The sequence below is a fragment of the Synechococcus sp. MIT S9509 genome, assembly GCF_047303035.1.
Lineage (GTDB): Bacteria > Cyanobacteriota > Cyanobacteriia > PCC-6307 > Cyanobiaceae > Synechococcus_C.
In genome coordinates this window covers 1,264,444-1,276,582 of sequence record NZ_CP138940.1, presented here as the reverse complement: position 1 = coordinate 1,276,582, position 12,139 = coordinate 1,264,444, and the positions used below count along the sequence as shown (strand labels likewise).

The 12,139-nt window shown below is 61.2% G+C and carries 11 protein-coding genes; 6 read left to right on the top strand and 5 right to left on the bottom strand.

All coding sequences use genetic code 11. From position 1 onward, the window contains the following. Positions 1–42: 42 nt before the first annotated feature. The 5 genes from SIB73_RS07400 to SIB73_RS07380 all read right to left on the bottom strand — a co-directional run bounded on the left by SIB73_RS07400 (position 43) and on the right by SIB73_RS07380 (position 3,648). Entirely contained in the window at positions 43–789 is a 747-nt protein-coding gene (locus SIB73_RS07400) for a DUF3887 domain-containing protein (protein ID WP_413401664.1), read from the bottom strand. Positions 790–811: 22 nt separating this feature from the next. Continuing rightward, positions 812–2,461 carry a CocE/NonD family hydrolase gene (locus SIB73_RS07395; protein ID WP_413401666.1) on the bottom strand — a complete coding sequence of 550 codons (1,650 nt, stop codon included), beginning with the start codon at positions 2,459–2,461 and terminating at the stop codon, positions 812–814. Beyond that, positions 2,451–2,738, bottom strand: coding sequence for a hypothetical protein (locus SIB73_RS07390; protein ID WP_413401667.1), 288 nt, complete (start codon positions 2,736–2,738; stop codon positions 2,451–2,453). Before SIB73_RS07390 ends, SIB73_RS07395 begins: the two co-directional genes overlap by 11 nt. Positions 2,739–2,803: 65 nt before the next feature. Then, the gene (locus SIB73_RS07385) at positions 2,804–3,208 is read right to left on the bottom strand and encodes a DUF4332 domain-containing protein (RefSeq protein ID WP_413401668.1); all 405 of its coding nucleotides are present in this window, start codon (positions 3,206–3,208) and stop codon (positions 2,804–2,806) included. After that, positions 3,205–3,648 carry a Ycf51 family protein gene (locus SIB73_RS07380; protein WP_413401670.1) on the bottom strand — a complete coding sequence of 148 codons (444 nt, stop codon included), beginning with the start codon at positions 3,646–3,648 and terminating at the stop codon, positions 3,205–3,207. Before SIB73_RS07380 ends, SIB73_RS07385 begins: the two co-directional genes overlap by 4 nt. 85 nt (positions 3,649–3,733) lie before the next feature. On the opposite strand from SIB73_RS07380, the gene SIB73_RS07375 reads away from it, so the two are divergent. The 6 genes from SIB73_RS07375 (at position 3,734) to SIB73_RS07350 (ending at position 12,138) form a co-directional block, all read left to right on the top strand. Further along, a complete protein-coding gene (locus tag SIB73_RS07375) occupies positions 3,734–8,125 on the top strand; it encodes a translocation/assembly module TamB domain-containing protein (protein WP_413401672.1) in 4,392 nt (1,463 codons plus the stop codon). A gap of 3 nt (positions 8,126–8,128) precedes the next feature. Continuing rightward, positions 8,129–9,043 (top strand): ROK family protein, encoded by a 915-nt coding sequence (locus SIB73_RS07370; protein WP_413401675.1) that lies wholly within the window; start codon positions 8,129–8,131, stop codon positions 9,041–9,043. Positions 9,044–9,068: 25 nt separating this feature from the next. After that, on the top strand, positions 9,069–10,376 hold the full coding sequence (locus SIB73_RS07365; RefSeq protein WP_413406357.1) for a glutamate-5-semialdehyde dehydrogenase: 1,308 nt from the start codon (positions 9,069–9,071) through the stop codon (positions 10,374–10,376). Next, on the top strand, positions 10,373–10,756 hold the full coding sequence (locus SIB73_RS07360; RefSeq protein ID WP_413401677.1) for a dihydroneopterin aldolase: 384 nt from the start codon (positions 10,373–10,375) through the stop codon (positions 10,754–10,756). Before SIB73_RS07365 ends, SIB73_RS07360 begins: the two co-directional genes overlap by 4 nt. Position 10,757: 1 nt before the next feature. Continuing rightward, complete coding sequence (locus SIB73_RS07355; RefSeq protein ID WP_413401679.1) at positions 10,758–11,372, top strand: esterase/lipase family protein; 615 nt, start codon at positions 10,758–10,760, stop codon at positions 11,370–11,372. Between the two features lie 70 nt (positions 11,373–11,442). Continuing rightward, positions 11,443–12,138 (top strand): DUF6629 family protein, encoded by a 696-nt coding sequence (locus SIB73_RS07350; protein ID WP_413406359.1) that lies wholly within the window; start codon positions 11,443–11,445, stop codon positions 12,136–12,138. Position 12,139: the final 1 nt, after the last annotated feature.

Sequence of the window (12,139 nt, the reverse complement as noted above, 5' to 3'; positions counted from 1 at the left end):
TTAAGCGGAAAGTCCGCTCAAACTCTCTTCCTGCCAGGGATTTCAGACCAGATCCGCGGAGAAGTCGACGTTGATGATCCGACCCTGGCGGTTGAAGATGACGAAGAGGTTGTCAGTCATATTGCCGAATTCGATTGTGATCAGCACCAGCTGCTGTTCATCGCTGCTGGAGGCTGCAACCGCGCTCTTGATGCGCTTGACGCCTCCGAGTACCCGCTCGAGCTTCGACCACTTGCGCTTGAGGTCGGCCGGAGAGATCTCCTTCTGAAAGTCGAGGTCCAGGTAGTAACGGGCAGCCACCCAGCGACCGGCATCCAGGTCCTTCACGAAGCTGAGTGCGGTCTGTTCGATGGGGAGCATCGTGTCGACCCATTTCCAGGCCAGCAGTTTTCCGTCGTCATCAAGCACCAGCAACAGGGGCAGCTCACGCGTGCCGCTGTTGGTCACGGCCATTGTTTCGACGGTCGTGTCGTCAAGCCCTGGATTGACGGCAACCACCCGGAAGGACTCGATCAAAGGTGCGCTCTGCAGGCGTTGGCTGATGGCTTCAGTGCTGGTGGCAGATTGCAGGGGGGAAGCCAGCAGCCGGTAGACCCCCTGAGCGTTCCTGGTCTGAATTGATTTGAGAAGTTCGCTGGCTGTTGCCCTGGCTTCGTCTGGAGTGAGATTGGTTCGTGGAGTATCGAGGGCCTGTGCAAGCCGTACGTCTGCTCGGACGCTCGCCGCCGGGATCAGCTCCACAGTGCAGGTGGCCAAGGCAGCGGCCAGAAGACAGGAGGTGAACTTCACGGCAATCGTCAGAACGGTTGTGTCAGTCTGCCGGAGTTCCCATGGCTTGGGGCGACAGCAGAGGCAGCATCGACAACTGAGCCATCTCGAGGTGCAACGCGATGCTGATCACGTGGCAATCGCTGCTGGGAGCGGCGCAGGCACCGGCAGGTTCCCCGGGGTTGATGCCGATGGCGGGCCAGGCGGCACCTGCGATTGACAGCCGCAGCCGGTCACCCGGCCTGAGGGTGGCATGCAGAGACTGAAGTTCCACCTCCCTTTCGCAGAGTCTGAGGGCTTCCTGGCCGCGAACCCGCAACAGTCCCGTTGACAGCTGCTGCACGGCTTCCGTTCCCAAGGGCAATCGCGACAGTGCCACGCAAAGGTCAAAGCCTGGTTGGTCGGCACAGGCGAGTATCCGCAGCTTCGGCTTACCGCTCAGCGCGATTGCCTCCTTCAGTGATTCACCAGTGAACACCGCCACGTCACTGCGTCGATCCAGGGAGGCTCTGTCACAGGGCCCGGCGCTCGGGCTGAGATGCCCCCCGATGGAGGGCACAGGTCGCCATGGGTCATGCACGATCACCACCCTGCCGGCATGGTCAGGTGCTGAAGACAGAATCTGTCCCTCCTCTGACTCAAGACAGGCAAGTCCCTGACTGCAGAGATGCCAGGGCTGATCGACCAGGGCTCCGGTTGAGGGTGCGATTGCCGCCCGATTCGGATCCTGTTGGTGATCGTTCGGTCCGCACCAGCTTTCGCTGACCAGGTCCCACAGGCGGACATTGATGTCACCGGCAACCAGATCATCTGTGGCTGCATTGGAAGGGGAGGTCAGATGCCGCTGAAAGAAATGCAGCAGCAGCCCGCTGCTCTCTTCCCACCACTGCAGATGAGTGGCCGGCCCGATATGGAGCTCGGGTCGACCTCCAGCCGCTCTGGCCTGCTCGGCAAGATCAATCACACCGCGGAGATGGGGATCCCACCATCCACCAAGCAACAGCATCGGTTGCTGCAGCCATCGGTGCGGCATGGAATGTTGGATCCATTCGCTGTCATGCTCAGGCGTCTGCTTGAGCCAGCGCAGGGTCATCCCCTCAGGGTCATGGCGCTCAAGCAGTCGGATGCCCTCCCTCAGATAACTGCCGTCCTCAAGGCTGCGTCGCATCTCCTCCCAGGCCGCGTGATCGCCCCTTCGTCTGGCCTGCAGACAAGCAAGCTGCAATCCCCAGCCCAGTCCCAGATGCCACCAGTGAGCGTTGCCTTCGCAGCTCCAGTGCTCCCGTTCATGCAGGCCGCACATCGCCGGTGCCAGGCAGTCGGGAGGGGGACAGTCCGGAGGGCCAAGCAGCTGGGTCAGACCCTGATAGGAAAAGCCGTACATCCCGATACGACCATTGACCTCCGGCATCTCCCTCAGCCACGTCAATGTGTCAGCGGTGTCCTGGGCTTCCACGCTGAACCCGCGGAAGCTTCCGCCTGAGTCCCCCTGACCGCGAACATCCTGAACAACCACGAGAAAACCGTGGTTGCTCCACCAGTCGGGGTGAGGAAGCGTGACTGTTGAAGCGAGGGCTCTGCCATAGGGCTGTCTCATCAACAGCGCAGGCCATGGACCATTCCCCTGCGGACGCCACACCCTTGAAACGAGTTCAACGCCGTCTCGGGTGGTCAGTGACGCATCAGCGAACATCCGGGCAGTTGAGTCCGATCACATAGGTCGCCACGATTTCGGCTTCCGTTCTGTTGAGATTGCGGGTGCCTGCAATCTTCGCGATGGATTGTCCCGAAAGCGCTGACTCCCCCTGTGCATTGATCGACTTGAACTCCTGACAGAGCGCTTTGGCTTCACCGGGATTGCGCTTGACACTCTCCAGAAGTGAAGACTGAGCCTCGCTGGCAGGACTGACCGCGATCAACGTTGAAACAACGGCAACGGAGGCGATTTTGAGGTTGTTGAGGAAACGCATCGGAACCTCTGTCCGAATTTCACCTCATTTGAAACGGGTGAGACGGAGATGGCTGGTTTCGACGGTCAGTTCGTGTTCTGCCTCTCCCTGGCAAGCAGGATCCACCGCCGCGCCAGAGCCAGGTCCACAACAGGGGCACGTCCGCTTCGCAGCTGCCTTTCAAGCCGTCCGGTTCGGGTGACCAGCTCCTGAGGGGATGAACCGGCAATGGCTGTCACGGTGGCCAGTCCGGCATGCATCAGCAGAGCCGCATCCTGGGGAGCCAGGTCAAGGCTGCAGGCGAGATCCGCCATGCCTCTGAGTCGTTTGAGGTTCCGGGCCGACGATCTGCCGCTGGAGGCCAGTCGACTGATCTGCAAGTCATCGAGAGACTGCACTTCCCCCCAGGTGGTGATGCCTGATGCGAGAAGTTGCTTCTGCTCATCGCGCAGGCCCATGGGGAGCTCCCGCAATGGATCCTCGGGTCTCATCCGGCTCGAAGGTCGCGCACTGTTTCGCCCAGAACCACCGATCTGGAAGCTCCGTCACCCGCAGGCTGCAGCTGACGCAGACGCACCGTCACCTTTGGACTGCTGCGGCCACCGGGACGCACGTTCCCCGCCAGTTGTTCAAGGGTCGGTCTGATCGCTTCGTCCGGGAAATCGTCCTGGGCCTGAGCCACGATCAGATCATCACCATTGTCAAACACCACCGGTGCTCGCAGCGCTCCCTCCACGCTGACGCTGGGTGTGTAGCTCAGGCCGAAAGCCCAGCAGCTGGCTGACAACAGCAGCGTGAAACTGCTCACGCCCACCAGGCGGAAACGGATCCCCCAACGGGCGATGAAGGCGATCAGGGTCAGGCCGAACAGCGCAATTCCGCCCCTGGCCAGCCAGATGCTGGAGGTGGAGAGCAATTCCTCAAGTGGCATGGGCTGGTGTGCTCGGAATGTGGTCCTTATATTGCGTCGACCTCCAGCGTGTTGACGGGCATCGATGCGAGGTGGTCAACCCAGCATGAGGCGCAACAGGGTCGTTCTGACTGTTCTGGGCGGGTCCCTGCTCGGAGGGGCTGCACTCTGGATCGTCGCCGATCGCCTGGCTGATGCGCTGTTTCAGAGGGTGCGTCCAGGTATCGAGGCGCAGATTTCAAAGCCCCTCGGCCACCCCGTCAGCATCGGCCGCTATCGCGGCCTCGGTCTGCACGGACTGGGTGTGGGCCCCGTACAGGTTCGCCAAGGCCCACTGGACCGGTCGACCGCCGAGATCAACCGCATCACGATCGGCCTTGATCCCCTGGCCAGCCTGCAGCGACTCAGGCCAGTTGTCACTGTGCGTGTCAGAGGAGCCGATGTCGATCTGCGCCGCAATGACGATGGCGCCTACTGGGTTCCTGGCCCTCTTCCAAAGCAAGGAGATCCCCCCCGCCTGGATCTGCAGGTGCGTTTCAGCGATCCCGCCAGGATCAACATCGCTCCGGCCGGACTGAGCCTGACTGCTGATGGCTGGAGCGGCATCCGCCTCGATGAGCACAGGGCGGATGCCTTCCTCAAGATTGTTCTTCCCGACAAGGGACGCATCACCGTCAAGGGACGTGGCCGCTGGGTGCGCCCGGAGTTTCAGCTCACGACCCGACTGGAACGGCTTCAGCTGGCCCGATATCAGGGCCTGCTGCCGTCGAAGCTGCCTGTTGAGATGAAGGGGCAGCTTGGTGGCGACCTGCGTCTGGGCTGGAGTCGGGGACGAGCCAGCTGCGGCGGGGGAGTGTCTCTGCAGGGAGCCCGGTTCAGCGGCCCATCAATGGAGCACAGGCTCGAGTCTCCTCAGCTGCGCATCAGTTGTCGTGGGGACGTTCTCAGGGTCATGAACAGTCGCTGGAACTACGGGCCCTACAGAGCCTCCCTCGGAGGCAGCGTACGTCTCAACCGTTCCTTCGATCTGAAGGGAGATCTGCAGGAACTGAATCAGAACCGCAATCTGGCTTTTCAGCTCGATGGTGACTGGCGGCAACCGCAACTGCGTCTTGATGGCCTCTGGACTCTGCCCGACTCGATTCCTCTGGATGGACCACTCCGCTTGGGAGCGCAACTGAGCGCTGACTGGCGGGACCTTCAGAACTGGACGGCAAGTCTGGATGAGCTTGAGCTCAAGGGCTCTGGCCTGGATGTGAAGGCCAGAGGAGGTCTGCATCCTGAACTGAAGGTTGCGACCCAGCGTCTTGCGATGTCTGAGCCCGCCTGGCAGCGCCTTCCGCTTGCCGCGACTCTGCTCGGCACCTCAGCGCCGCTGGAGGGAATGCTGCAGTTGAGCGGTGAACCCCTCAGGCCCCGGATCGCCCTGGCCATGGCGCAGGCAAGCAATCCTTTGCTGCAGTCATGGTCGCTGCAGGCCGCCTGGTCTGCGAAATCCGGGCTGCTCAGGCTCGAGCAGTTCCTCAGCCCTGATCTCACCGCACGGGGCAGGTTGCCGCTCAGCCTGGTTGCAGGCGGGTTGAAGCCAGGTCCACTGGAGGCCGATCTGCGTCTCGACTCCTATCCCCTCAAACGCCTGGGGCCGCTACTGGGCACGGAGATGGATGGAACGATTGCAGCCTCCGGCCAGCTGAGCGGCCCGCTCGATGCACTGCGGCCTGATCTGCTGCTTGCGGTGAATCATCCGCGGGCGGGCGCTGTGAGACTGGTGGAGGACTGGACAGGAACCTTCCGAGGCGCATCCGGCGGAGGAGGAGTGCTGTCGATGGCTTCGGTTGGATCGGTCATAGCCGGATCACTGGAGGCCAGCCTCGGTGCGAACTGGCTTCCAACCGATGTGATGCTGCGCCGCCGCAACGGAGAGCTTCAGTTCAGGGGAACACCGGCTGCCTACGAGTGGAGCGCACGTGATTTCAGCGTCGATGGACTGGAACTGGTCCTTCCTCCCAGGAAACGCTGGGAAGGGGTTTACGGCCGCCTGAGCGGTGACGGAACTCTTGGGCTGCAACCTCTTGCCATGACCGGCGATCTGAGCATCAGCCGCCCTGGCGTCATGGGACTGCAGCTTCAGCAGATGCTGCTTTCCGGACGTTACTCAGATCGTCGTTACACGGTCACGGGCGAAATGCTGCCGCCCGATACCGGTCAGATCACCTTGGATGCCGAGGGACGGCTTGATGGGCCTTTCAAGGGTCAGGCCGTGGTGCGGGGGCTGAGCGCACGCTGGCTCAGCAACAGCGCCCTCAGCCTGACAAAACTCAATCAGGATGCCCCCCTGCAGCAGGGCTCTGCAACCGATCTGGGCACACTGCTGGTCAACACATTCGGCGGCAATCTGGATGGACAACTGCAGGCTTTGCGCAAGGCCCGGAAGGCCTTGCTGGATGCGCGTTCGCAGAACCGCGACCGTGAACCCTTCCGCCTCGAAGATCTGCGCGGTCAGCTGGATGCGGTGATCGATCTGACCGGTCCCCGGATCAGTCGTCTCAATCTCGATCTCAACGCCCGGGGACATCTGTGGATCGAGGGAGATGACGCTGATTACGCCCTGCAGGTGAAACCCTTCACCGCGAGAATTAACGGTCCCCTCCAGGGAGGCGAGGGCCAGTTCTCGCTTGCCCATCTGCCTTTCAGCCTCCTGGCACTGGTGGCTCCCGTGCCGAGGTCACTGATGGGAGCCCTCGGCATGAGCGGCACCTACCGCCTTGACGGTGTCAATGCGGCGGTCAGCAGCGAGCTTGTCCTGGAAGACGCTCGGGTCGGCCCCAATCCGATTGCCTTGAGACGGGGGCAGGTGCTGCTGAGTGATCAGGCCCTCACCCTTGACCTGGCTCTCGTTTCAGAAAATTCCACTGAGCCCGTGACCGTCACGGGGCGGATTCCCTTCGCGGCTGATCGCCCCCTTGATGTGCGCATCGTGAGTCTTGGAGATGGCCTCAAGTTTCTGACCGGCCTGGCCAACGACAACGTGTCATGGGACAAGGGTGATGTTGATCTGCGCCTGTTGCTCGGCGGCACGCTCACGGCTCCTGAGGCCAACGGCTACATCGTGATCAAGGATGTTGCCTTCAAGACAAGGGGGCAGAGCCTTGCCAAGGTCAATGGCTCGATGCTCTTCGACTTCGACCGGCTGGAAGTGCAGTCGCTCACGGGACGTTTCGGCAAAGGTGGCGAGCTGAAGGGAAGTGGTGCTCTGGCGCTTTTCAGCCCCTACCCCGAACCCGAACCCCTGCGCATCCAGCTTGAGAAGGCCCGTCTCAAGTTTCCCAATGCCGACGTTGAGCTCGGAGCTGACCTGATGCTCACAGGAGCGCTGGTGAAACCCGACATCGGCGGGATTCTCCAGATCAGCAATGGCGCGATCCGGCCTAACCGCTCCCTTCTCTCACGGGTGAGAAACAGGAAATCAAATAAGGATGTCTCCAAGAAGGACGTATCCGTTGATGAATTGCTTGAAGAGCAGTGGGATTTCAGGGAGCCACTGCTTCTTCGGGGTGCGGAGGTGGAAGCGGCAACCAGCCGTTCGATCAAGTCATCACTGCCAAAGCTGCCGTTCATCGGATTTCGCGACCTGCGTCTCACACTCGGCCCCAATCTGAAAGTTGAGAGGCTGCCGTTCTACAACTTCACCACGGCGGGCCTGCTCACCGTCAATGGAGCTCTTGATCCCAGTCTCGAACTGAGGGGAGTTGTGCAGTTGCTGTCAGGTCGGGTGTCTATGCCCTTCTTCACCACAACCTTCAACCTGGATCGCAACGCCGCGAATGTGGCGGTCTTCACTCCTTCCCTTGGGCTGATTCCCTACGTGGACGTTGCCATGGTCACCAGGGTCTCCGACAACGTGACTATCAATAGTGACAACGAGACTTTCAGAAGCTCTGTTTTTGATTCCAATGGTCTCGGCAATCTCGGTGCAGGAGGTCAGCTGCGGCTCATCAAAGTGATGCTTTCCGCCACTGGGCCTGCCGATCGCCTGGCCCAGAGCATCAAGTTGCGCAGCACTCCCGCCCTCCCCGAGCCACAGTTGCTTGCGCTGATTGGTGGAAACTCCCTGGCCGGTCTTTCCGGAGCAGGAGCAGGTGCTGCACTGGCAGCTGTTCTGGGGCAGTCGTTGCTGTCGCCGGTTCTGGGCACGCTGACCGATGTCTTCAATCAGAGGCTGCAGTTCGCTCTTTATCCCACCTATGTCACACCGGTTGTTCAGAATGATGAAGAGCGTGTTTCCGGCCAGGTGCCGCCTCAGCTCGCTCTGGTGACCGACATGGGCGTTTCCATCACTGATCGCTTCGATTTTTCCGTTCTGGCGGCTCCGAATCGCAACGACATTCCTTCGCAGGGAACCCTCACCTATCAGATCAATCCGAATTTCAGTCTGTCCGGTTCGGTCGATACGCAGGGCACCTGGCAGAGCCAGCTGCAGCTGTTCATGCGCTTCTGATTGATGCCTGATTCATGCGTTCTGGGGGTGGATCTCGGGGGAACCGCCATCAAGCTCGGTCTGTTCAGCCGCGACGGGGAACTGCTGGCGGACCATCAGCGCCCTACGCCTCAACCGGCCACACCGGGTTCGGTCTGCGTTGAAATCGTCGAGGCGATCGGGAGTCTCGATCCTGACGGTCTGGCATCCATGGTTGGGATTGGTTTGCCAGGCCCCATGGATGCGGATGCGCGTGTCGCGCGTGTCTGTATCAACCTGCCCGGCTGGGAAGAGGTTCCCCTGGCCGCATGGTTGGAACCACGTCTCAAGCGCAGGGTCACCCTCGCCAATGACGGCAACTGTGCCCTGGTCGGCGAAGCCTGGAAAGGTGCGGCCGTTGGCTGCAGCGATGTGGTGCTGCTCACGCTGGGAACCGGAGTTGGAGGCGGGGTGATGCTCGGAGGCACACTGTTCACAGGGCATAACGGTGCTGCCGCGGAACCGGGGCTGATCACGTTGTTCCCTGAAGGACCCGACTGCAACAGCGGCAACAGAGGCTCTCTCGAGCAATACGCCAGCATCACTGGCCTGGGTCGGCTCAGTGATGCTGAGCCCTCTTCGCTGGCGATGGCCGCATCCAGGGGAGATGAGCAGGCCAAGGCGCAGTGGGAGCGCTACGGCCAGCTTCTGGGGACGGGTATCAGTTCGCTCGTTTACATGTTCACGCCTCAGCTGGTGCTGTTGGGCGGGGGGCTTGCCGGTGCCAGTGAGCATTTCCTTCCAGCCGTGCGTCGTGAAGTCAACACCCGTGTTCAGGCGGTGAGTCGGGAGGGTCTCCAGATCAAGCCCTGTGCTCTCGGCAACGGTGCAGGTCGACTGGGTGCAGCTCGCCTGGCGATTGATCGTCTGCGCTCCAGGCCGTCGCTCCAGGCGGGATGATGGAGGCCGTTTTGTCGTGTTGCCCGTGCAGGTCGTTCCCGACCCCTCTCCGGAGCTTCTGTCTTTGGCGGCGGGCCTGCGCCGGGCTGCCACCGACCTTGGCCTGACCAGCGACAGTCAGCGCCGTGAAGCTCTGCTGGCGATGGCTGATTCGCTGCGGGCTCACTCCAGCGCAATCGTCGCCGCAAACCGGACCGATTGTGAGCAAGCCGAACGGAGCGGCCTGGCTCCCGCCCTCATGGCCCGTCTCAAGCTTGATGTGACAAAGCTTGAGGGAGCTGTCAGCGGTCTGCTTCAGCTGGCGGAGCTCCCGGATCCCCTCGGCCAGCGTCAGTTGCATCGCGAGCTCGATGACGGCCTTGTGCTCGAACGCGTCAGCGTTCCGCTCGGGGTCGTGGGTGTGATCTTCGAGGCCCGTCCGGATGCCGTGATTCAGATCGCCTCGCTCGCGATCCGATCCGGCAACGGGGCGATCCTCAAGGGAGGGCGTGAAGCTGAGTGCACCAACAAAGCGGTCATGGCAGCTCTGCAGGAGGGGCTTGTCGGCACGTCGGTCTCTCACAAGGCCCTCGCCCTGCTCACCACCCGTGAGGACAGCCTTGCACTGCTGAAACTCGAGGGTCTGGTGGATCTCATCATTCCCAGGGGCAGCAACGAACTGGTGCGCTTCATTCAGGACAACACCCGCATTCCGGTGCTCGGCCATGCCGACGGTGTCTGTCACCTGTATGTGGATGCCGAGGCGGACCCGGATCAGGCTGTGACCATTGCCCTTGACAGCAAGGTGCAGTACCCGGCTGCATGCAACGCAATGGAGACCCTGCTGGTTCATGCCGATATCGCCGGGATCTTCCTGGAGAAGGCGATCCCCGCCTTCCATGCCGAAGGTGTACGGCTGCTCGGCGATCCGTCCGCCTGTGCTCTCGGGATCAGCGAGGCCGCGGCGGCGGAGGACTGGGACACGGAATATCTGGCACTGACCCTGTCCGTTCGTGTTGTGGACGATCTCGATTCGGCTCTGGAACACATCCGCTGCCACGGCTCACGCCACACCGAGGCGATCGCAACCCGCAATGTCAGCACCGCGGAGCGATTCCTGCGTTCAGTCGACAGTGCCGGTGTTTATCACAACTGTTCCACGCGCTTTGCTGATGGTTTCCGCTACGGGTTCGGAGCGGAAGTGGGCATCAGCACCCAGACCCTTCCCCCGCGCGGGCCCGTTGGTCTGGAGGGGCTGGTGACCTATCGCTACCGGTTGCGTGGTGATGGCCACACCGCTGCCGACTATGCCTCCGGTGCGCGTCGCTTCAGCCATGTGGACCTGCTGCGATGACCAATGTCACCCATCCACTCGACATCATCAGGGTCGATAATCTTCGCCTCTGGTCCCACGTGGGAGTGCTCGATCACGAGCGTGAACACGGACAGTGGTTCCGAGTCGATCTTGAGCTGCATCTTGATCTGAGCGCATCGGCCTCTGCCGACTCATTAGCGGCAACCGCTGACTACAGCCTGGGGGTACGGGCTCTCCAGCGTCTTGCTGCAGAGATCCGCTGCCACACGCTCGAACATTTCAGTGAACGCATGTTCGAGGAGCTGGAGGCGATCTACGGGGCTTTGCCGATGCAGCTTCGGCTGAGTAAATGTCATGCTCCGATTCCAGGTTTCGCAGGTACGGTGAGCCTTGAGCGCTGGCGCCGCAAGCCGTTCTGATATGACCGCCACGGGGCCTTCTCGATCCCAGAGACCGCTGGTGCTTGTTCACGGTCTCTGGGATACGCCTCATCTTTTTCGGCGACTGGTGCGCCGTCTGGAGCAGCATGGTGTTCCGCTGCTCGTTCCCCATCTGCCGCACCGTCTCGGAGCCGTTCCTCTGAGCACCCTTGCGCAACAACTCGACGCTCACATCCGCGACGGCTGGGGCGATGCCACCGAAGTCGATCTGCTTGGGTTTTCGATGGGGGGGATCATTGGTCGTGTCTGGCTGCAGCAGCTGGGTGGAGCACGACGCACCCGCCGCTTCGTGAGTGTGGGCAGTCCGCAGCGGGGAACGTTCACCGCTCAGTGGATACCGCCGTGGTTGTTTGCAGGGCTCGCCGACATGAAACGAGGCAGCCCTCTGCTGCACTCTCTGAATAATGATGTTCAGGTCCTCAGGGAACTGGATTGCATCAGCTATTACTGCCGATGTGATCTGATGGTTGTTCCTGGCTGGCAGGCCCATCTGCCTGTGGGTCGTGTCAGCAGTCTTCCCGTGCTCACCCACCAGCAGTTGATGTCACATCCCCTTGCTCTTGATGCTCTGCTGACGGCGCTTCTGGCCGACTGATCGGTTCTCGAACACTGACATCCTTTGTACTAATGGGCACACTTTGGATGTCTTCCAAGTGGTGCCGCGCATGTGCTTTTCGGCCTCTGCAAGTTTCACGGCGTCGGCCGTGCTGGTCCCCCTCGGGCTTTATTCACATCATCTGGCGACCCGTCACGAGCGTCCTGATTACAAACCTCTGGCTCTGGTTCCCTTCTTCTTCGGGGTGCAGCAGTTCATCGAGGGACTTGAGTGGACAGCCATTGACGGTGGCAACATCGAACCTCTTGCCACCCTGGCCGGACTCGGTTTCCTGTTCTTCGCCTACTGCTTCTGGATGATCTGGATCCCATGGAGTGCCTGGTCGATCAGTCGAAGCACGGAGTCCACCGGCCTGCAACGACGGCTCAAATGGGTTGCGATCGTGGCCACGGTGCTTGGCGTTGCCTTCTACGTACCCATGCTCTTCAATCCGCCGGCGATTCAGCCAGCGGTACAAAGCAATGGACGACTGCTCTACGACATCTCCAATCTGCACAGCATCCTGCACAACTTCGTGAACACCGAGCCCGTCGGTGAACTGGTGTACTGGGGCTTCATCGTGCTTCCGCTGGTTGCACTCAGCGACAAGGCCGTGAAACTGTTCGGCGTGCTCATCTTCGTTTCGATCTTCCTCACCTGGTTGACCTACAGCGCAACCTTCAACTCGGTCTGGTGCTTCTACTGCGCTGTGCTGTCGATCATGGTGATCTGGATCGTCAATCGCCCCCATCTGCGTCAGGCCTGAA